At 45.2% G+C, this 22,000-nt stretch carries 14 protein-coding genes; 12 read left to right on the top strand and 2 right to left on the bottom strand.

The window, feature by feature from the left end:
• Positions 1-173: 173 nt before the first annotated feature.
• The 4 genes from AC27G9_RS02925 (at position 174) to AC27G9_RS02940 (ending at position 6,110) form a co-directional block, all read left to right on the top strand.
• Positions 174-3,068, top strand: a complete 2,895-nt coding sequence (locus AC27G9_RS02925; protein ID WP_487070851.1) for a TonB-dependent receptor — start codon at positions 174-176, stop codon at positions 3,066-3,068.
• Between the two features lie 65 nt (positions 3,069-3,133).
• On the top strand, positions 3,134-4,669 hold the full coding sequence (locus tag AC27G9_RS02930; protein WP_487070853.1) for a tryptophan halogenase family protein: 1,536 nt from the start codon (positions 3,134-3,136) through the stop codon (positions 4,667-4,669).
• A gap of 9 nt (positions 4,670-4,678) precedes the next feature.
• Positions 4,679-5,407 carry a SapC family protein gene (locus AC27G9_RS02935; RefSeq protein WP_487070855.1) on the top strand — a complete coding sequence of 243 codons (729 nt, stop codon included), beginning with the start codon at positions 4,679-4,681 and terminating at the stop codon, positions 5,405-5,407.
• Complete coding sequence (locus tag AC27G9_RS02940) at positions 5,382-6,110, top strand: DUF6445 family protein (protein WP_487070857.1); 729 nt, start codon at positions 5,382-5,384, stop codon at positions 6,108-6,110. The genes AC27G9_RS02935 and AC27G9_RS02940 overlap by 26 nt, the downstream gene beginning before the upstream one ends.
• Here AC27G9_RS02940 and AC27G9_RS02945 read toward each other — a convergent pair.
• Positions 6,107-9,205, bottom strand: a complete 3,099-nt coding sequence (locus tag AC27G9_RS02945; protein WP_487070859.1) for a TonB-dependent receptor — start codon at positions 9,203-9,205, stop codon at positions 6,107-6,109. The genes AC27G9_RS02940 and AC27G9_RS02945 overlap by 4 nt on opposite strands.
• A gap of 309 nt (positions 9,206-9,514) precedes the next feature.
• Between AC27G9_RS02945 and AC27G9_RS02950 the strand changes: the two genes are divergently transcribed.
• The 8 genes from AC27G9_RS02950 (at position 9,515) to AC27G9_RS02985 (ending at position 18,755) form a co-directional block, all read left to right on the top strand.
• Positions 9,515-10,087 (top strand): RNA polymerase sigma factor, encoded by a 573-nt coding sequence (locus AC27G9_RS02950; protein WP_487070861.1) that lies wholly within the window; start codon positions 9,515-9,517, stop codon positions 10,085-10,087.
• Positions 10,084-11,121 carry a FecR family protein gene (locus AC27G9_RS02955; RefSeq protein WP_487070863.1) on the top strand — a complete coding sequence of 346 codons (1,038 nt, stop codon included), beginning with the start codon at positions 10,084-10,086 and terminating at the stop codon, positions 11,119-11,121. Before AC27G9_RS02950 ends, AC27G9_RS02955 begins: the two co-directional genes overlap by 4 nt.
• Positions 11,122-11,195: 74 nt before the next feature.
• Positions 11,196-12,596 (top strand): sugar porter family MFS transporter, encoded by a 1,401-nt coding sequence (locus AC27G9_RS02960; RefSeq protein WP_487070865.1) that lies wholly within the window; start codon positions 11,196-11,198, stop codon positions 12,594-12,596.
• 95 nt (positions 12,597-12,691) lie between these two features.
• A complete protein-coding gene (locus tag AC27G9_RS02965) occupies positions 12,692-13,192 on the top strand; it encodes a prepilin-type N-terminal cleavage/methylation domain-containing protein (protein WP_487070867.1) in 501 nt (166 codons plus the stop codon).
• 250 nt (positions 13,193-13,442) lie between these two features.
• A complete protein-coding gene (locus AC27G9_RS02970; protein WP_487070869.1) occupies positions 13,443-15,080 on the top strand; it encodes an acetolactate synthase large subunit in 1,638 nt (545 codons plus the stop codon).
• 10 nt (positions 15,081-15,090) lie between these two features.
• Positions 15,091-16,533, top strand: coding sequence for an aldehyde dehydrogenase family protein (locus AC27G9_RS02975; RefSeq protein ID WP_487070871.1), 1,443 nt, complete (start codon positions 15,091-15,093; stop codon positions 16,531-16,533).
• 56 nt (positions 16,534-16,589) lie between these two features.
• On the top strand, positions 16,590-18,212 hold the full coding sequence (locus AC27G9_RS02980; RefSeq protein ID WP_487070873.1) for an FMN-binding glutamate synthase family protein: 1,623 nt from the start codon (positions 16,590-16,592) through the stop codon (positions 18,210-18,212).
• 27 nt (positions 18,213-18,239) lie between these two features.
• Positions 18,240-18,755 (top strand): hypothetical protein, encoded by a 516-nt coding sequence (locus AC27G9_RS02985; RefSeq protein WP_487070875.1) that lies wholly within the window; start codon positions 18,240-18,242, stop codon positions 18,753-18,755.
• Between the two features lie 50 nt (positions 18,756-18,805).
• Here the strand turns inward: AC27G9_RS02985 and AC27G9_RS02990 are convergent, their stop codons facing one another.
• Positions 18,806-21,943, bottom strand: coding sequence for a VPS10 domain-containing protein (locus tag AC27G9_RS02990; protein WP_487070877.1), 3,138 nt, complete (start codon positions 21,941-21,943; stop codon positions 18,806-18,808).
• Between the last annotated feature and the right edge of the window lie 57 nt (positions 21,944-22,000).

Here is a 22,000-nt window from a genome sequence, read left to right on the forward strand (position 1 = left end):
TTAATTTTTCTGGCGGAAATTTTTGCTTATCTCGTCCTTAACAACGATGCCACGCATCACTGAATACAATCATTAATCAACAACAAAGAGCCTGGTACCACTCTGCGTTGTTTTCAACGCTTAATCACTGACTGTTTTGTGTGATGGCGTCATTGATTCATAGGACAGAGAACATGTATAAAAAGTCTAAACTTGCTTCAGCGGTACTAGCTGTATTAGCAACGTCGACAACAACTACCGTGGTAGCTCAAGAAGACAAAGACTTCGAGCAAATCCAAGTCACGGGAATTCGTGCGAGTATGTCTCGTGCGATGGACGTTAAAAAAGATTCAAGTGGTGTGGTCGATGCCATATCAGCAGAAGACATTGGTAAATTCCCTGATACCAATCTTGCGGAATCCCTACAGAGAATAACAGGTGTTTCAATTGACCGTTCGGGTGGTGAAGGTCAGCTCATCACCGTTAGGGGATTTGGACCTCAGTTCAACACGGTACTTGTCAACGGACGTCAAATCGCTTCAGAAAATAGCAGTCGTGCTTTCAGCTTTGATACCGTCGCCTCTGAATTGGTTAGCAGCTTGGATGTCCATAAAACGTCTACTGCCACGATGCAGTCTGGCGGTGTTGGTTCAACGATCAATATCAACACGGCACGGCCCTTTGCCATCCGAGGCTTTAAAGTTGCAGGTAGCGTCAAAGGGGTGTATGACGAAAATAGTGAAGAAACCACACCTCAGTTTTCAGGCCTGATCAGCAACACATTTAATGATGATACTTTTGGTGTGTTGTTCGCAGTATCACATCAAGAACGACAAACACGTTTAAATCAAGCACAAATGGATGGTTGGTTAGAAAACGTGGGCGTGCCCAACCCTCAGACTGCTGATGGTCAAGACTGGACAGGCAACGTTTTCTCACCAAGAAACTACGATCACAAAGTTACCTTTGAAGAACGTACCAGAACCAATGCTAACTTAGTTTTACAATACGCCCCTTCAGATTCTGTCGTCATTACGGGTGATGTGCTTTACTCAGATTTTGATGTAGAGACAGATGCGACCTCTTACGGCCATTGGTTTACTGCACCAAATATACAGGGCATTGGCGATGATGGCAGCCTTTTTGATGCTAACGGCAATCGCCGCCGCGCGACAGTGGATGCCAACGGTACGGTTGTCGACCTATACCAAGAGGTGGGATTGGCAACAGATATGCACGCCAAGAAATTCGACCGTTTAACTGAGAGCACGTCAGTCGGCTTTAACGTAGATTGGGACGTAAACGACAGTTTGAATTTGAGTTTCGATGCTCATCACTCAGAAGCTGAACGCGAAGCCAACAATGGCCGTGGAAACCAGTTATCTCTGATTGGTTATGCTAACCGCGTTCGATTCCAAGTAGACGATAATATTCTGCCACTTGCCAGCTTCTTCGCAGATGCAAACCCTAACATTTACAGCGGTCAGCAGGAGATCGACGGCGCCATTACTACGGCATCAGATGGATTTGCAGCGTATGACCCAGCAATTACCCCAGCGGGTGTAAGCAACCACCTTGATACCGCGAATAGTCGAGCTCACGTAATGTTGAGACGTGGCTGGGCGGTTGAAGATGAGGTGTCCCAATTCAGAATCGATGGCACATTTGTCGACGGTTCAAACGGTTTTGTGGAAGCCCGTTTCGGTACGCAATATTCGAAAGAAACAAAGACGTTAACCCGTTGGGATAACGAAGGAGTAGGGATACACTGTACGTATTGTGGTTACCCAGATTTGCCAGTTATTCCAGCCTCGTCTCAGTATGTATTTGATGCAGGCAGCGATTTCCTCTCATCTGTTAGCGGCAGCGGAAGAATGCCAACGCAATGGTTAGCACATGACGGAGAAGCGCATTTTGCGTTCCTTGAGAACTACTATCAAAGTGTGAACGGCGACAGTATTTCCTTTGATGCCGTGCGTCGAAACAATAGCTTTGAAGTACAAGAAGAAACATTAGCAGCTTATTTGGAGTTGGACTTTGAAGGCGAAATTGCTGGTATGCCAATCTTCACCACTGGGGGCGTGCGTCTTGAAACCACAGATGTCACAGTCGTAGGAACGGAAGCGCCAATTCAGGGCCTAACAATTCTCGATCAAACTGAAATGCTAGCGCAATTTGGTGAAGCACAAGCCTTTAGTGTCGATAACGACTACGACGCTATATTGCCCAATATGAGCATTAAGTTAGAAATCACTGACGATCTTATTGCGCGAGTTGCAGCATCGAAAACAATTACTCGCCCTACACTTGAGAGTATGTCGCCGGTTACCGTGATCACGACAACTCGCCAAGGTGGTGATTTGACATCAACGTCGGGTAATCCAGAATTGCAACCGTTTGAATCAGACAATTTCGATATGTCTTTGGAGTGGTATTACGGAGAAGCCAGCTATATTTCATTAGGCTATTTCAAAAAAGATGTAGCTAACTTTATCGTCAATTCACAAGAAGATAGAACATTTGAGCTAGCAAGCGGTGGCGAACTAACTGATCCATCAACCGGTAGTGATACCAGTGCGCCAGATAGTGCAGACAGCGTTGCGGTATTTACCAATACCCTGCCTAACAATGGTGAATCTGCTAGCGTAGATGGTTTTGAGTTTGCAGCGCAACATTCGTTTGACTCGGGTTTTGGTTTCCTTGCTAATGCAACATTTGTCGACAGCGATGCAGATTTAGACCCTGCCGATATCAATCAGGTCTTCGCAGTGACTGGATTGAGCGATTCGTTAAACTTGGTCGCTTTTTATGAGCAAGGGCCATTCCAAACGCGCTTGGCCTGGAACTGGCGTGATTCGTTTGTACAGTCGTTAACTCAAGTTCAAGGTGACGGTCCAACGATCGTAGAGGAATACCATCAACTTGATATCAGTGGTAGTTATGACATTACGGAAAACATGTCAGTGTTCTTCGAAGGTATAAACTTAACTGAGGAATTTGTACACAAACGTGGTCGTTTCGCCAATCATCTATTGCTTGCAGAAGACAGTGGAAGACGATGGGCATTCGGCATTAGAGGTTCTTTCTAGTAAGGTGCTTGCGGTGGCCATATCCTGTGTCCCTGTGTGGCCACCGCGTTTTTAGGAGACAAGAGATGAATCAAGCAATACACAATATTATCGTTGTTGGTGGTGGCACAGCGGGTTGGTTGACTGCCGGTACAATTGCCGCTGAGCACAAAAACAATGAACAAATAAAAGTCACTCTCGTGGAATCTCCAAACGTTCCCATCGTGGGTGTGGGCGAGGGTACATGGCCGACTATGCGTTCTACACTTATCAAATTAGGGATCAGGGAAGACGAGTTTATTCGTCATTGTGATGTGGGTTTTAAACAGGGAGCTAAATTTGCACAGTGGGTAAAAAATGACCCAAATGAGTATTACTACCACCCTTTAGTCTTGCCTCAAGGTTTTGCAAAAATCAATCTTGTGTCTCATTGGCAACAACAAGTTGAAACACAATCCTTTTCAGATAGTGTTTGTTTTCAAGAAGCAATATGCGAAAAGGGTCTTGCGCCCAAAATGATAACTAACCCCCAATACGGCGCAGTAGCAAACTACGCGTATCACTTGAACGCCGGTAAATTTTCGTCGTTTTTGCAACAGCACTGTACAGCGCAATTGGGAGTCGAACATGTGCTTGCTGACGTAACAGAAGTTGTTGAGGACGAATTTGGTGATATCAGCAAAGTCGTCACTCAGCAGGCTGGTGCAATTGCTGGGGATTTGTTTATCGATTGTACTGGCTTCAGTGGTTTATTGATAAAACAGCATTACAACATCGACAGTGTACCGTGCTCTGATGTACTTTTTGTTGACCGTGCGCTGGCGGTTCAGGTCCCCTATGAGCGCGAAGATTCACCGATGGCCTCCCACACAATTTCTACAGGTCAAGAAGCGGGCTGGATTTGGGATATCGGCTTACAACATCGCAAAGGCATAGGTCATGTCTTCTCGTCTCGTTACATGACCGAAGATGCTGCATTACAAACACTGAGTCGATATGTTGGTCAAGATGTAGCCAATATGGATATCAAAAACATCAAATTTAACAGTGGTTATTTGAAAAAATTCTGGCATCGAAATTGTGTTGCGGTTGGCCTATCCGCTGGCTTTGTTGAGCCTCTCGAGGCCTCGTCCTTGGTACTTGTAGAACTTTCTGCACAGATGATCGCTGAACAATTACCAGCATGCCGCAGTGTGATGGACATTATTGGTAAACGTTTTAACGACACCTTTGAATATCGCTGGCACCGCATTATCGATTTTTTAAAGCTTCACTATGTATTGAGTCAACGAGAAGAGCCGTTTTGGGCGGCTAACCGTGACAGCAACAGTATTCCTGATTCGCTACAAGAGCTGCTGCACCTTTGGCGCTATCATCCGCCTTACGATCACGACTTTACGAGTAATAATGAGGTATTCCCAGCAGCAAGCTACCAGTATGTGTTGTATGGGATGGGATTTAAAACCGATTTTTCTTTTCAACATCCACAACCAGATGCGACAGCGTTAGCACATCAACAATTCAAACAAAACCAACAAAATATTGAAAAAGCGCTGGGCATGCTTCCCAAACATCGGGACCTGATCAATAAAATTAAAACGTTTGGCTTACAAACCGTTTAGGAGCTTCGTATGACATCTTTAGTTGCACTCGATTCCAACACTCATCGGTCACTTCGAGTGATATCTAACAAAGTAGAGGAGGTGGGCGCTGACCTTAATATGGTGCCTGTCGTCGTATCAGAATTCACTAAATTGGTGGTACAGTTTCCCATTCTTTTCACCAAGAACAGTGAAACAGGCCAGTTTTCGTGCGTCAGTTTATTGGGGCTTGATGAAGGCGAAAATTTGTTTTGGCAGGATGCGCGTTTTAACGCCTTATATTTGCCGCTACATATTTCGCGTCAACCTTTTTTCGTTGGTGAAGATGAGACTGGGGCGAGAGATTACCTGTTGTGTATTAATCAAGAGAGTGACTGCTTATCTGAACAATCTGGTGAACGTATTTTCAATGACGATGGTACGCCAGGAAACGTGCTCAAGCAGGCTCAAGCAGACTTATCGCAATTACTGGCAGGAGAGCGCCAGACCGTTGAATTGATAAAACATTTGGTCGAATTAAACTTGTTGGTGCCGCTCACTCTAGAAATTACACTCGCTTCTGGGCAAACAAAAAAGATTAACGGGCTGTACAGTGTTGATGAAGAAAAGATGAAGTCGCTCTCTGCAGATCAACTGTTTCTATTGAATACTAATGGCAACTTGCAAGCGATTTATACCCACTTGGCTTCGCTGAGTCATATTTATTCCCTTATCGATCTCAAGAATAAAAAAGATGCTGACAACCCTTGGTTCCAATAATGATTTGGCGGTGGCCACGGTATCGGTAATAGGCAACGAATGTTTTCCGCTGGTAGTGATAGACAATTTGCTACCCGATCCTGAGCAATGGCGAAATCGTGCAATACACAGCCAATTTGAAATACAACATAATGGCGACCTGTATCCGGGGAAACGGGCCACAACAGGTTGTGCCTATCAAAACGCGATTTCAGATATTATCGCTAGGTTACTGCCGAACGCATTGAGTCGCCATTGCGGAGCCAATGTCACTATTCTAAACAAGCGTATTCACACTGTTTACTCAAACGCGAACGCCAAAGCCGCTGAACTTAAACCCATTCAGCATATCCCTCATTTCGATTCACTGGACGCTACTACGTGGGCGATGGTGCATTACCTGTTTGAGGAAGATTTAGGCGGTACCGGTTTTTTTCGCCACAAGCGATCTGGTTTTGAAAGCGTAAACCATGAACGAAAGCACAAATATCAAAGAATGCTTAACGATGACTTAGCAGAGTTTGGCTTACCGCAAACTCGCTTTATCGTCGGCGATACGGATACCTTTGAGATGACGCATCATGCTGAAGCCCGATTCAATCGCGCCATTTTCTACCCGTCAAATGTCCTACATTCTGGGCTGTTGAATGAGGCTGACATTGCGTCTTCGACTCATTCCAGACTCACTGGAAATGCACTTTTCACATTAGTTTTCGGCGACTAAAAGGTACCACGCAAGCCCAGAGAATATCGTGCACCGGGAGATTGTGCTAACAGCAGTTGGTTGTCGAATCTACCGTGTTTAAAGACTGAAGCTTCGGTAATATTAATACCTTCAACAAACACACTGAAATGTTTTGATAGGGCATAGCTGGCGCTCGCATCAAGTTGTTCGTAGCGTTCAACAAACGTTGGTTCACTGCTTTGACGCTGATTCAGTGACTGAAGGAAATCACCTCGTTGATTCCATGCAAGTCTAATTTGGAATGGGTAACTGTCATAATACACGATGATGTTTTGAGTATCACTCAGGCCAGTTAAGGCGAACTTTTGGCTAATATTGCTTGTGTCTAACTCAGCATTACTGTCGATGAGAGTCATGTTAGCCAATATGCCAAAACCGTTGCTGAACTGATGTTGATAGGCCAATTCAATTCCTTCAACGACCGCGGTTTCAGAATTGTTTGGGCGAGTCACATCAAAAACGGCTGTTTCATCTTGTGGATCTGGGGAAGAGGCATCTAAGCCTGAACTGGGGTCTGTTACGTTTTCAAATTCAATTGGGGTGACCGTACTGACGATAAAGTTACCAACTGACTTCCTAAAATAAGCCATTGATGCATAATTATTATCTGATAAGTACCATTCTAGAGATACATCTACACTGGTAGATTCAAAGGGTTGTAATTGGGGGTTGCCTTGGCTTGCTCTCAAATCGCCTCCTTGACGAGTGGTGTTAAACACTAGGCTCGGAGCTAATTCAGTCAAGGTCGGTCGGGTGAGGTTTTTCGCTATACCCAATCTCAGCACTAAGTCATCGGTCAGCTCAACGCGGGTTTGGATGCTAGGCAGCCAGTGATCATAGTTATTATGGTATTCACTTGGCCTCGTATTCGCCGTGATTGGAGCAAGCTCAGTTTGGTCCAAGATATCTAATCGAATCAGATCCGATTCAAGACCTCGGGCTTTCGTTCTTGTATTTTCGTAGCGCAAACCAATCTGTGTCAATACATCGGCGCCCCATACAGTAGAATCAAATCTAAACTCTGTATACAACCCCGATACCAATTCGTTAACAGAGAAAGAACTATCTCTGAGAACCGGATCAAAATTGACGCCATCAACGCCCTCTAGATATTGAAAAAGCTGATTGCCGTCGTGACGCAACCAGGTGTTTGGTACGTGTTCGCTACCAGAAATACCACTCAGGAATTCACTGCCTGCATGAAACACAGTTTGAAAGCTGTCGGGAATATCAGGGGAACGAAAATAGCCACAATAAGTGCAATGCACCGCATTAAACTCATTGTCCCATCGGTTGTTTTGCTTTTCTTGTTCAATGAAAAAGGCACCAAAATAGACATCAAATGGTTGATGATTGTTATGCCAAATACCATCTATGCGAAATTGGTCAATGCTATCCTCTATTTGCCAGCCACGCCTTAACATCACATGTGCCCGACCATTAGAAGGGTCAAGATAGTGGGCCACGCCTTCACGTTCGCCCTCAGCATTGAGAATGGCATCGTTGGCTTGCTCGAAACCGCTAATCACAGGCAAGCGAAATCCATCTGTGTGATCAAACTCAGAACGATTGAGGTAGCCGATTAACGTCAGCGCATTGGCGGCTCCCCGTGTATCGTTTATCGTCGTTTTGGCTGTACCCAAATCTGCAGAGAGCGACAAATCTTTGGAAATGCGCCAATCCATATTGAGACCAATAGAATTGAGTTTTGATGGACGGTCAAACGTTCTGGCGTGAAAATCGGTTGCATGACCAACACGCTGTTGAAAGTGAATGGCACTGCCATTGTCGTCAGTCAACACATCTTCTAAGTTGCTGGAGGTAAACCAATGTCCCATCGACGTGGATTGGGTTTTCACATCAAAAGAAGAAGCGACATAATCAAAGGTTAAATCGAAATCCTCATTGGGTCGATATTGCATTACCACGGTACCGCTAGTGCGCTTACGGGTATCAAACCGAACCCTGTGATCGTAGTTTCGAGGAACAAAAATGTTGTTGCTCGAGGCGACGAGTTGATCTTCAGGAATATCGGTATTTAACAGCCAGCCATCTATCTGTGCTTCGTCAATCCTAGCATCTCGTCTTTGATGGGACAGGGACATCAGCCATCCGAAACGCTGGTTACTATGACTAACGAGTAGGGCACCTTGGGGCGCAGTCTCCGAACTATTTGTGTCATATATTGCTTTGACATGCCCATTCACTTTGAAACCTCTCGCTTGCATAGGCCGTGCAGTTTCAATGTCGATAATTGAGCCAATACCACCAGCAATTTGGTCGGCAGTTCGACTTTTGAACACTGATACTCCACTCACGAGCTCGGATGGCAAGGTATCAAAGCTAAACTCTCGTCCGAGATTATCCGTAGGCAGTTTCCTTCCATTAATTGTAACGGTGTTGAATTCGGGCCCAAATCCCCTGACAGTGACGAATTGTCCTTCACCTTCTGAGCGATCAATCGATACACCTGTGACACGCTGCAAGGATTCGGCTAAATTCAAATCTGGAAATTTGCCAATTTCTTCTGCCTGAATAGAGTCGATAATGCCCAACGCATGGTATTTGACGTCTTTGGAACGTTGAATACTCGCCTTGATTCCCCTGACTTTGACATATTCTATTTTAGGTGGAGACGGCTCAGGTGTTGTAATAAAACGGTCGCCATCTTCAGTAAACAATGACGCTATACCTTCTAAAAAGCCTTTGGGTTCCTCTTTAGTTTTGGCCTCAACGCTGATTGAAATACTGCCTTTTTTATTAAATTGCGCAGTTAATCCTGTATCCTTGAGTAAGATTGCGAGCGCCTCTTCAACCGAATATTTTCCAGAAATTGCATTAGCACTTACGTTTTGAACGCGTTCAAATGGAAAAATTACGGTTAAATTGGCTTGTTGCGCAAAAAGAATGAGTGACTGATCTGCACTTTGTTTATCAATGACAAAGGTTAGGTTTTCTCCGTTTTCGTCACCAAAACTAAGGGAGGAACAAAAAGCAAGATGCAAGCACAGTAGTGGCAATTTCTTGCTTTTTACAGGCATCTTAGGTGTTTTATTGTGCTTTTTGCGTTTCATTACTTTTGCGTTCTAATCGTTTTAATTTTTTGAACCAAGTGAATGTATATTGTTGTGAAATACACTATTTCGACGCCGACCTTAGCAAAATTTACATTATAATTACAAACTTGGTTCTATTTGGCCGATTATGTGGTGAAAGTTAACTGGGTTGTTCTTGATTAGCGTTGTTTTTTATAGTTTTTTTCACCCGCAGCTCTTTGTTAACGAAAGATTTTTCAAAAAATACGCATTTTTTTTACAATTGGTTGGCGGAAATTTGTTTGTAGTTCGTCATAACTGGCAAGAGAGCGTTAGAATTAGCCAATAATGCATAATAAAAATTCACAACACACCACAATGCATCACGTCTTCGTTGCCGCGAAAGATAGCCTTGTGCGTATGGTTTCACGACTCGTTCCACCAAAAGAAATTGAAGATATCGTGCAGGAAACCTATGTGCGAATTTGCCAAATAGAGCATCACGATGAAATTCAGCAGCCTCGATCATTTTTAATGAAAACGGCAAAAAATTTGGCGATAGACCATTTGAAAAAGTCAGAAACAAGATTGTCTGACGATGTCGGCGAAGAATGGTTGTTCAGTCACGACAGCGAAGAGAGTGACGGTGTGTTCGAACAGGTCGCCAGCTGCGAAGAATTTGGACATTTTTGTGAAGCCATTAGGCAGCTTCCTGTGCAATGCAGAAAAGTTTTTGTATTGAAGAAGGTTTATGGCTACTCGCAAAAAGAAATCGCAAAAAAAATGAACATTAGTGAAAATACAGTTGAAAAGCATATATCTACAGGCTTTAAACGGTGCGCAAGTCATATGTTGCAGTTTGAAAGTTCAACATTCAGCCAGAGTAAAAAAGGTCGCCAGCAACACGGAGCGCAATTATGAATAATGTCGTTCATATCCAGTCACAGGAACAAGTGATCGACCAAGCGGTTGGCTGGATTACAAAAATCGACCGGGGTTTATCATCAGAAGAGAAACGCCTGTTTCTAGAATGGTTGAAATCATCTGCCAGACATCGTGAAGTTTTTATTCAGTATGCACAGCTATGGGATAAAATGGACGCTGTCAGCATGCTTGGCGAATTGTTCCCCGAGCCAGAAGATGCGAAGCCCGCCATCTTTTCTGGATACAGGGCAATTGCGGCCAGTGTTGTTGGCGCTGCCATCGTTGGCACTGCGTTGATAAACGCAGGGTGGGTTGCAGACATGTTTGGGCCGGCTCAAACGATTGTGGTTCAACAAGAGTTCTCAACGGATGTGGGCGAACGAGCCACGTTTTATATGCAGGACAAAACTAAAGTTGAACTCAATACCAACAGTAAGTTACGCGTTACCTACACTGATAAACAGCGCTTGTTTGAGCTAGAGCATGGGGAGCTCCACGTTACCGTCGCACACAATGACCAATTGCCACTCTCAGTTTATGCCGATGGACAAGTCATTCAGGCTGTGGGCACGGCATTCAACGTAGAAGTAAAACACGAAGGCGTTGAGTTGATAGTGACTGATGGTAAGGTTTTGGTTGCCGACCAGCCTGAGCAGAATCCTCTATCACTACGCGACGTGAGACTACCTCAAGATGCGACTTCCGTTTCTAAAGGCCAATGGTTGCAGTTTGGTCAGGCAAACGAGAAGGTAACAAACATTGCACAACATGATGAACAAGCCCTACTGTCTTGGCAAAGTGGTGAACTTATCTTTAGAGGAGAGCCGTTAGTCGAAGCGCTAATGGAGGTCGAAAGGTATACGCATTATCAATTTCGTTACACTAACGACGCACTGAAACAGATCAAAGTAGCAGGCCTATTCAAAACAGATGATCTCGATAGTCTATTAGTGGCGCTTGAGGACAACTTTAGCGTGGAACACCATAAGCTTGCTGACAATATTATTCAGTTAAGCCCAGCCACCCTGTAATTAACCCCCCTGACAAACTCTCAATATCGGCGTTGGCTGAGGGGTTGTCACATCCACAGTTTAAAGGAGTATTTGTGACTCAGTCTAAGACAAATATGCAGTTTGTGTTGTTTATCACTATTGTTGCCACAATCGGCGGCTTTCTTTTTGGTTTCGATAGTGGAGTGATCAACGGTACAGTAGAGGGGCTTCAAAAAGCCTTTAATTCAGATTCTGCGGGAACAGGCTTTAATGTCGCCAGCATGCTTTTAGGCTGTGCCGTGGGGGCTTTTTTCGCGGGAAAGTTAGCTGATGAATTTGGACGAAAACGAATCTTACAAATTTCTGCAGTGCTCTTTGTTATTAGTGCGTTTGGCTCTGGAATAGCCGATTCAAGCACAGCGTTCGTCCTTTATCGAATCATTGGTGGTATTGCCGTGGGCGCCGCATCTGTAATAACGCCGGCTTACATCAGTGAAATTGCACCAGAACAATATCGCGGTCGCCTCTCAAGTATCCAGCAAATCGCTATTATCATTGGGCTGTTTGCGGCTTTTATCAGCAACTACTGGGTAGCGAATGTAGCGGGCCATTCTACCGCTGTGTTATGGCTAGAAATGGAAGCATGGCGATGGATGTTTTGGGTAGAACTGATCCCCGCCGTCGCCTTTTTGGGGTTGCTTGTGTTCATACCAGAAAGTCCAAGGTTTTTAGTCGCTACAGGCCAGAAGCAGAGAGCCAATCAAGTCTTAAATCATCTTTATGGCAGTGAGACAGCAGCTGACCGTTTCAATCAAATTAGCGCATCACTGAATCACACTCCAAAAACCTCTGTTTTCAGTTTCCAAGGGTTGTTCAGTGGCAGAAAGCTCAAACCTGTTGTTTGGATTGGCCTGGGGCTAGCGACATTTCAGCAATTGGTCGGAATTAACGTAGTGTTTTACTACGGCGCTGTACTGTGGCAGGCAGTGGGTTTTAATGAAGCTGACGCCTTAATGATAAATATAATCAGTGGCGGGGTTAGCATAGCTGCTTGCTTATTTACTCTCGTTCTTATCGATAAATGGGGCAGGAAACCCTTTCTTATCATCGGCTCTATCGGTATGTCCCTAAGTCTTGGGCTCTTAGTTATTCTTTTCTTGAATGCAGAACTCACAACCGATGGGACCCTAATACTGGGGGATAACGGGCCATTCGCGCTCATAGCAGCGAACGCCTATGTATTCTTTTTTAATCTTTCATGGGGCCCAGTGATGTGGGTAATGTTAGGCGAAATGTTCCCAAACAATATGCGTGGTACGGCATTGTCGGTCAGTGGCCTAGCCCAGTGGGGAAGTAACTTTGTTATAACCATTAGCTTCCCGGTGATGCTCTCCAATATTGGCTTGGCAGGGGCGTATGGAATCTACTTCGTATTTGCCAGTTTATCCGTGGTCTTCGTAGCCAAGTTTGTTCGAGAAACCAAAGGGAAATCGCTGGAGGCAATGACGGAGTAGAAGTCACGCAACTATTCTTTCTTGAAATGGGTAAATCCTTGACTAAGCAGTGTTATTTGTTATTTTCTTAATATTCCCTAAACACAGGATTGTTTATGAAAAAATCAGCAGGATTTACCCTTATCGAGCTCATCATTGTTATCGTCATTTTGGGCATATTAGCGGTCACGGCAGCTCCACGCTTTATTGATATCAGCGAAGATGCAGAAATTGCGGCCTTCCGCGGTACGGCATCCGCATTCGAAGCGGGTGTAGAACTCGTTCATCTTGCTTGGTTAGTAAGAGGTAATGGTCAAGCGGTTCAAGACCTGATTCCAATTGATGACCCAGCTGTTGGTGGTGACTTAAGTGTCAATGCTAATGGTTATCCCGCTGATACCAGAGGTTCCAGCCTGACGATGAATTCGGAAGGTGACTGCCTCGATGTATGGCGCGCTGTATTGGTAAGTAGTGACGCTGATGTGTCGGGCGATGACTCTGCGGTATACGAAGCCACGTACAATGGTGATTTTACTTGTACCTATTCACTGGTTAGTAATCCAGCTCTCACGGTAGACTATGATTCCAACACAGGTGTAGTTGCGATTAATTTTTAAGGTCTCCTACTGTCTAGATAAGCGGCGTTAATCCCATAGCGCCGCGTCAAACTTGCCCATGCGATTTCTGACTCAAACAGGTCTTTCGCATTAGAACGCAGATAGCTCCCTTACTTCACTATTCAAAAAAATCGATTTAAGTTATCGATTTTTCGACCTTTTCTATTCTTTCAATCTGAGAAATATTAAATGCACTTAATGGGTCTATACTCAAACACGACCCAGATCATTACCTAGCCAAGGAGCTTACATGAAAGCATCAGATCTATTTGTCAAAGCGTTAGAAGCAGAGGGCGTTGAGTACGTTTTTGGTATTCCCGGAGAGGAAAATTTAGACTTGTTAGAATCGTTGCGTAACTCTTCAATCAAGCTCATTCTGACCCGACATGAGCAAGGGGCAGGGTTCATGGCTGCAACTTATGGCAGATTGACGGGCAAAGTGGGAGTTTGTTTATCTACGCTTGGGCCTGGTGCGACTAACTTAGTCACACCCGCTGCTTATGCGCAGCTCGGCGCAATGCCAATGCTGATGATCACCGGACAAAAACCGATTAAAACCAGTAAACAAGGGCGTTTCCAAGTGATAGACGTTGTCGATATGATGCGCCCCATTACCAAGTACACCTCTCAAGTTGTCAGCGGGGACCGAATTCCTTCAGTCGTCAGGGAAGCCTTTAGAATTGCTTATGAAGAGCGTCCTGGTGCAGTCCATATTGAACTACCAGAAGATATTGCGGCAGAGCAAACTACTATGCCATTACTTGAGGCGAGTACGGTAAGGCGTCCTATAGCAGAATACAAAGCAATCAATAAAGCGGTGAATATGATCGAAACCGCAAAACGCCCACTGCTATTGATTGGCGCAGGAGCCAATCGAAAACTCACCAGTAAAATGTTGAAAGAGTTTGTTGGGAAAACCGAAATTCCTTATGTCACGACTCAAATGGGGAAAGGGGTGCTAGACGAGCATGACGAGCGCTTCTTAGGTAACACCGCGTTGTCTGATGGCGATTTTGTGCATCGTGCAATCAATGCCGCAGACCTAATTATTAACGTCGGCCATGACGTAGTAGAGAAACCGCCATTTTTCATGAAACCGGATGGCCAGCAAGTTATCCACGTAAATTTCGACTCTGCTGCGGTTGACCCTGTTTATTTCCCTCAACTCGAAGTCGTGGGCGATATTGCTAATTCTATTTGGCAGATTAAAGAACAAATAAAACCGCAAGATTGGGACTTCTCATTCTTCCAACACGTGAACGAAGCTTATGTTTCCCACAGACAAGAGTCGGAAAATGACAATCGATTCCCCATTTTACCTGAGCGTTTTGTCCATGATATTCGCCAAGCTATGCCGAAGGATGGCATTGTTACACTAGATAACGGTGTGTATAAGATTTGGTTTGCGCGAAATTACCCTGCAGCATTCCCGAATACGCTTTTGTTGGATAACGCCCTTGCAACAATGGGAGCTGGACTACCGTCGGCGATGGCAGCAAAAATGGTACATCCCGATAAACCGGTTATCACGGTGTGTGGTGATGGCGGTTTCATGATGAACAGTCAGGAATTGGAGACAGCAGTACGGCTTAACCTTCATATCGTTGTGATCATTTTGCGAGATGATGCCTACGGCATGATTAAGTGGAAACAAGCAAACATGCACTTTGACAATTTTGGTCTAGATTACGGCAATCCTGATTTTGTTAAGTACGTTGAGAGTTATGGTGGTAAAGGGTGGCGAGTTGACTCAGCAGAAGCCTTGTTACCAACGGTCCAAGCTTGTTTAAATGAGCCTAATGTGCACTTAATTGACGTGCCTGTAGACTACAGTCTCAATGACGAAACGCTGAACAACACGATCAAAACGCTGAGCGCAAAGCTTTAAGGATAAAACAATGTCTGAATTGAAATTAGCCGAATCCTATCCCTATTATTTAGCCAATGAAGCGGTCTATGCGAATACCGATTTACAGGTAACCAATAAATACACTGGTGAAGTGGCCACCAGTGTTGCCTTGGCGGATGCCGTTGTTATCGACCAAGCTATTGCGGCGGCAGAAGCAAGCCAAGAGGCTTTGCTTGCGATGGCGCCTTATGAACGCCAAGCAATATTAAATCACTGTGTGAAGCGATTTGAAGAGCGCTTTGAAGAACTCGCTTATGCATTATGTATCGAAGCGGGCAAGCCCATCAAAGACGCTAGGGGCGAAGTCACTCGTTTAATCGACACCTTTAGAATTGCCGCCGAAGAGTCAGTCAGAATCAGCGGTGAAGTAATGAACCTTGAAGTAACACCCCGCGCGAAAGGGTATCAAGGTATGTATAAACGCGTACCTATCGGTCCTTGTTCATTCATTTCACCTTTTAATTTTCCGTTGAACTTGGCCGCTCACAAGGTTGCTCCCGCATTGGCTGTTGGTTGCCCGTTTGTGCTAAAGCCAGCGAGCCGCACGCCCATAGGTTCAATAATTATTGGCGAAATTCTCGCAGAAACAGACTTACCCAAAGGCGCATTTTCAATTTTGCCTTGTAGTCGTGATGGGGCGGATTTGTTTACCGTCGATGATAGATTTAAGTTACTCAGCTTCACAGGGTCTCCCGGCGTAGGTTGGGATCTCAAAGCCAAGTCTGGCAAAAAACCAGTGGTATTAGAACTCGGTGGCAATGCCGCATGTATTGTTGATGAGGATGCTGATTTAGACGACGCTATCGAGCGCATAATCTTTGGTGCCTACTACCAATCGGGTCAAAGTTGTATCAGCGTACAACGTGTTTTGGTACACAGTTCATTGTACGAACGCTTCAAACAAACGTACGTCGAAAAGGTCTCAAATTTGGTCCATGGCGACCCACTTGATGAAAACACCTTTATTGGGCCTATGATTTCTGAATCAGAGGCCAAGCGACTTGAGGGTTGGATCGAAGAGGCTAAAGCTCAAGGTGCCGATGTGTTATGCGGCGGGCAAAGAAATGGCGCTATGCTGCAAGCCACCGTGATTGAAGGTGCGCCGTCTAGCAGTAATATCAACGCAGAAGAAGCGTTTGGCCCTGTATCGCTGATAAGCCCTTTCGATAGTTACGACGACGCGTTAAAAGAAGTCAATAATAGCCAATTTGGCCTGCAAGCAGGCATCTTTACCCGTGACCTTTACAAGGCCCACAAAGCTTGGAATACGTTAGATGTGGGTGGTGTTGTCATCGGTGATGTGCCCAGTTGGCGTGTGGACAACATGCCTTATGGTGGGGTCAAGGAGTCCGGTCTCGGGCGTGAAGGAATCAAGTTTGCGATGGAAGACATGACCGAGCTCAGATTAATGGTGATCCGCACACCTCAATAAGCGCTTGGCGGTGTTGAAATACACCGCTTTTTTTACTCTTCAAGACCGGATGTACTATGGCTAATTTGTTTAAAAAATTTGCATTGATTGCACCAATAACTGTGATTTTGATTGGCATGATATGGCCAGGATTTCTTTACCTTTTGTTGGTAATACTTCCCATAATTGCCGTTGGTTATCACGATTTAAATCAAACAAAACACGCCTTGAGACGCAATTTCCCTGTAGTGGGAAGGATGCGTTGGGTAATGGAAGCGGTGAGACCATTTTTACGCCAATATTTATTCGAGTCAGAAACCGACGGTGCTCCGGTAAACCGCATGTTTCGCTCGGTTATATACCAAAGAGCCAAGGGAGATAGAGATACCACGCCTTATGGTACCAAGTTAGATACCCAGCAAGAGGGTTATGAATGGGTAGGCCATTCAATGGCAGCAATTCATTATGACAGTAAGCAACCCCAACCAAGAGTCATTGTTGGGGGGCCAGATTGCACACAACCGTATGCTGCCTCGATTTTTAATGTGTCGGCAATGAGTTATGGGGCTTTGAGCCACAACGCTATTCGCGCACTCAATAAGGGAGCATTACAAGGCGGTTTTTACCACAATACGGGCGAGGGAAGCATTAGCCCTTACCACCTTGAGAACGGTGGAGATTTAGTATGGCAAATTGGGACGGGGTATTTTGGTTGTCGCGATGACAAGGGCGACTTTTGTCCTTCATCGTTTCAAAAAAGTGCGACCAAACCAAACGTAAAAATGATAGAAATTAAGCTCTCGCAAGGGGCGAAACCAGGCCACGGCGGAATTCTACCTGCAGACAAAAACACCATTGAGATTGCAGAAATTCGCCATGTTGAAGCTGGAACACAAGTAAATTCACCGCCAACGCATTCTGCGTTTTCAACGCCATTAGAGCTAATGGCATTCATACAAAAATTGCGGAGTTTGTCAGACGGGAAACCGATTGGTTTTAAACTGTGTCTTGGTAGAGGAAGTGAATTTATTGCACTGTGTAAAGCGATGGTTGAGACCGGAGTCAAACCCGATTTTATTACCGTCGATGGCGGCGAGGGCGGCACAGGCGCAGCGCCTTTGGAGTACTCCAATGCCGTCGGGATGCCCTTAAGAGATGCATTGGCTTTTGTCACTGACGCATTGGTTGGGTTTGATTTGAAAAAAGATGTCACCGTGATCGCCAGCGGTAAAGTATTCACAGGCTTCCACTTGGCTAAGAATTTGGCCTTGGGCGCAGATATCTGCAACAGTGCAAGGGGCATGATGATCGCGTTAGGTTGCGTACAGTCTTTAGTGTGTAACACCAATGAGTGCCCAACGGGTATCGCCACTCAAGATCCTGAATTAGCCAAAGCCATTGACGTAGGTGATAAGTCGCAACGCATAGCGCGGTATCATGCTGAAACCGTCAAGGCCACGATGGAACTAATTGGTTCGGCGGGATTAATCGGCACGCATGATTTGAATCGCTCACATATTTATCGCAGGGTAAGTCAAACGGAAGTGAAACGTTACGACCAGATATACCCAAATATGCTCCCCGGCGAGCTACTAACCGAGCAGGTGCCAAGCCGCTTTGAACAAGAGATGAAAGAAGCGTCTGTACATTGCTTTGTGCCCCAGTCTTTTGTACAAGAGTGCAGTTCTGGGGTACATTAGCCGCATAGCGACAAGGAGCTGTGCGTAATGAATCTAGAAAAACTAGCGACTCGGCTAGGGCTACTAATTAGCCTTAGCCTCACTATCTGCCTCACCATCGCAATTCAAGCGGTGGCTTATGCCTATCAATTACCTTTGCTGGATATGCTAGTTGAACAAAATGAGATAGACACTGCTTTACAATCGATGTCCGATACGCAACTTTCCGCTCATATTGTCGTGACCGCAACGCTCGATGTTGTCTATCCACTTGCTTTTACCGCTTTGTTTATTGGTTCGATTATCGTAGGGCTACCCCACCAATATAAACGCTACGTATACGCACTTTTGCTGATCGTTCCTATTGATTGGCTAGAAGGAGTGGTACAAATAATGATGCTTACGGGTAGTCAAGATGTCATGTGGCTAAAATTGCTACTCACCCCCGTTAAGTTCATGTTGGTGTTATTGGGAATACTCTTTAGCTTGTATGCTTGGGGTAGGTTTGGTTATAGAAAGTGGCTAGTCGCCACCATTGCAGCATCAGTGAATAAGAAGCCTTAAAAGAAAAAATCAACGCCAGACAAGATGTTACTGTCTGGCGCTTTTTGTCTTTACAACTGGTCTAGGCCAGTCAATCCGCTTTCAGCGAGTTTCTTATTCAAAGGCGCAACCTCTTCACTGAATAAGGTCTCCAACTCGCTCCTGTATTGGCTCCACGTACTCTCGAGATCATTTAATCGCTCTACTGCACCCGCTTGAGCAGGGGCGCCTGTACGATCAAAGTTATCCATCAAGAAACGTATCTGACGGTCCAGCATATTCGGCCAATTAATGTCATCTTCAAACGTTTGATGCTTGGGCTGAATCACAAGAGATTCCCAACCATCAATAGACTTGATGATGCGATCAATAGATGCTGAGACATCACTTGCAAGTACGAGATTACTGCGCCTTACATCGTGCAGTTTAGCACGTACATTTCTTGCCTTTTGTAGATGACCAAATAGTTCGTTGAGCATATTGGTGCTTGCTTGAATGCTCTGTTCAACGATTTGTAGTTGTGCGGAATTAGTCTCTTCTCGAGGGTCAGGAAGCACTGAGAATTCTCGGCTCTGACTAGTACCCGCAACATTGATAGTCGCTTTGTAATCACCCGGCATGACGCGAGCGCCATTCCAACCACCAAACAGTTTTACATTCTCAATACAGTTAAGTGGGGTCCTGCGCAAATCCCAAACAAATTCGTTATAGCCCGCTTTGGTCGACGGGTGTTTAAACTTAATGGGGCTACGCACATCTTCATTGCCCTTTGCACATTTTTCAAAATCACTTGGCGACGAAGACAGACTGCGCACTAAGCTGCCATTTTTATCGTAAATATCGATAGTCAGTTTTTGATCTTCTGGTAGATCGTCTTTTAAGTAATACCTAAAGGTCGCTCCTCGAGGTGGATTTTTAGCCTGTGGCATACCACTTCCGCCACCGCCACCCAACAATCGAATACCGTCTATCGCTGAATAATGGAAAAAGTCTTCTTTCGCCAAAGACGATGTCACTTCGCGCAGGGGTGTTAAATCATCGAGAATCCAAAAGCCTCTTCCTTGAGTGGCGATAACAAGATCATCACCTTTAACTTGCATATCTGTAATCGCAACCGGCGGTAAGTTCAACGACAGCTTTTGCCAGTGCTTGCCATCATCAAAACTAATAAACATGCCACTTTCCGTGCCAGCGTAAAGCATACCTTGTCGCTCCGTATCTTCGCGAACAACGCGTACGAAAGCCTCTTCAGGTAAGCCTTTGTCAATCCGCTTCCAGCGCTTGCCATAGTTTTCCGTTTTATAAATGTACGGTGTGTAGTCATTCAACTTGTAGCCAGTTACCGCGACATAAGCTTTACCTGGCTGATGTACACTCAGATCAATCGCATTAACTTGGGCTTCGGCTTTATGAGGTGTAATATCTTGCCAAGACTTGCCCTCATTGCGCGTTATATGCAACTTACCATCGTCAGCGCCTACCCATAGTTCACCAGGCGTGGTTTGGGATTCCGCTATGTAAAAAATGGTATTGTAATATTCTGCCCCGGCTTGCTCATTTGTAATGGGGCCGCCGTTCAACCCTTGTTTATTTGGGTCATTTCGAGTCAGATCAGGGCTAATTTCTTGCCAATTAACACCGCGATCACCGGTCTTTAAAACTTTCTGGGTGCCATAATAAACGGTATTGGCATTATGCTTAGACACCAGCACGGGGGCATTCCAATTAGTCCGGTATTTTTGGTCTTTGGCGTTGCGGCCGAACACATACTCAGGGTAGGGCATAATCGGCCTAACGCGGCCGGTACTGCGTGTATATTCCGTCAATGTCGCATTAATGGTAGTAGCATAGATTAATTCAGGACTATCAGCATCAAACGCTATATGAGCACTTTCGCCACCGCCGACAGCAAATTGTTCCTCAAAACCAATACCGCTGTCGTAAGTGGCAGATGGAATTGCCAGCGTGGTATTGTCTTGCTGACCACCATAGACATTGTATGGCTCGAGATTGTCCGTTACAACACGGTAAAACTGCGCCGTGGGCTGGTTGTATATACTCGACCAGCTTTTGCCACCATCAAAACTAACCGTTGCTCCACCATCATTGGCGTTAATCATATTATTGCTATCGCTCGGGTTAATCCACATGTCATGGGTATCACCGTGAGGTAGGGATTGCTTTTCAAAGTGTTTGCCGCCATCGATAGATTTATGCAGTTGTACGTTCATGACGTAAACCGTATTTTCATCATTTGGATCGGCTTTGATGTGGTTGTAATACCAAGCTCTCGCCTTGAGAATATTGTCGCCGTTTAATAACTTCCAGGTTTTACCGGCGTTATCGCTTCGGTATAGGCCGCCTTTTTCTGCTTCAACAATTGCATAAATACGTTCTGGGTTAGCGGGGGATACGTCGACACCTACCTTACCAATAAGGGTAGGCAAGCCGCCCTCTAATTGCTTCCAGGTTTCACCGCCGTCTGTCGTTTTATAAATACCACCACCTTCACCACCAGATTTGATAAACCAAGGGGTGCGGCCATGGTGCCAAAGACTGGCATACATGATTCTGGGATTGCTTGGATCCATTGTAAGGTCAGCAGCACCAGTATCACTATTAACTTTCAGTACATGTTTCCAGCTCTTACCCCCATCGACGGATTTAAATACGCCACGGTTTTCGTTCGGCGCCCAAATGTTGCCTTGCACTGCTGCCCACAAGATATCTGGATTCGAAGGATGAACTTTGATTTTCGGAATTTGCCCACGAGTCGCTAACCCTATAGAAGTCCATGTTTTGCCTCCGTCTGTGGATTTGTATACACCTTTACCGTGACTCGTTGTCACACCGCGAATAGGACCTTCACCTGTGCCCACGTAAATCACATTTGGGTCTGAAGGGGCGACAGCAATGGAACCAATCGAACCGACAGCAAAAGCTTTGTCTGAGATGGGTTTCCACGTTTGGCCAGCGTTAGTGGTTTTCCATACGCCGCCGCCGGCAGTGCCCATGTAATACAACATTGGGTTCCCTTCAACACCTGTTACCGCAACAGAGCGTCCGCCTCGATATGGCCCAATAAAGCGGTACTTCATTTTTTCAAACAGTGCAGGGTCGATGGTTTCTTCTAACGCGTGGGACATACTCGAAAAACTGAGCGCCGTCGTTAATAAAGCGGCATAGCCGATGCGTTTTCTCAATGACATGTTCATGGTAAGCCTTGTTGTGATGTTTTTATTGTGCAAGTTATTATTTTTACTAGT

The sequence above is a fragment of the Alteromonas sp. 5NS40-0096 genome, from assembly GCF_057544385.1.

Excerpts from the sequence above, each read along its gene's own strand:
- AC27G9_RS02975 (WP_487070871.1), top strand. The coding sequence starts at position 15,091 with ATGTCTGAATTGAAATTAGCCGAATCCTATCCCTATTATTTAGCCAAT.
- AC27G9_RS02925 (WP_487070851.1), top strand. The coding sequence starts at position 174 with ATGTATAAAAAGTCTAAACTTGCTTCAGCGGTACTAGCTGTATTAGCA.
- AC27G9_RS02970 (WP_487070869.1), top strand. The coding sequence starts at position 13,443 with ATGAAAGCATCAGATCTATTTGTCAAAGCGTTAGAAGCAGAGGGCGTT.
- AC27G9_RS02980 (WP_487070873.1), top strand. The coding sequence starts at position 16,590 with ATGGCTAATTTGTTTAAAAAATTTGCATTGATTGCACCAATAACTGTG.
- AC27G9_RS02990 (WP_487070877.1), bottom strand. The coding sequence starts at position 21,943 with ATGTCATTGAGAAAACGCATCGGCTATGCCGCTTTATTAACGACGGCG.
- AC27G9_RS02935 (WP_487070855.1), top strand. The coding sequence starts at position 4,679 with ATGACATCTTTAGTTGCACTCGATTCCAACACTCATCGGTCACTTCGA.
- AC27G9_RS02940 (WP_487070857.1), top strand. The coding sequence starts at position 5,382 with ATGCTGACAACCCTTGGTTCCAATAATGATTTGGCGGTGGCCACGGTA.
- AC27G9_RS02985 (WP_487070875.1), top strand. The coding sequence starts at position 18,240 with ATGAATCTAGAAAAACTAGCGACTCGGCTAGGGCTACTAATTAGCCTT.
- AC27G9_RS02945 (WP_487070859.1), bottom strand. The coding sequence starts at position 9,205 with ATGAAACGCAAAAAGCACAATAAAACACCTAAGATGCCTGTAAAAAGC.
- AC27G9_RS02930 (WP_487070853.1), top strand. The coding sequence starts at position 3,134 with ATGAATCAAGCAATACACAATATTATCGTTGTTGGTGGTGGCACAGCG.
- AC27G9_RS02950 (WP_487070861.1), top strand. The coding sequence starts at position 9,515 with ATGCATAATAAAAATTCACAACACACCACAATGCATCACGTCTTCGTT.
- AC27G9_RS02955 (WP_487070863.1), top strand. The coding sequence starts at position 10,084 with ATGAATAATGTCGTTCATATCCAGTCACAGGAACAAGTGATCGACCAA.
- AC27G9_RS02965 (WP_487070867.1), top strand. The coding sequence starts at position 12,692 with ATGAAAAAATCAGCAGGATTTACCCTTATCGAGCTCATCATTGTTATC.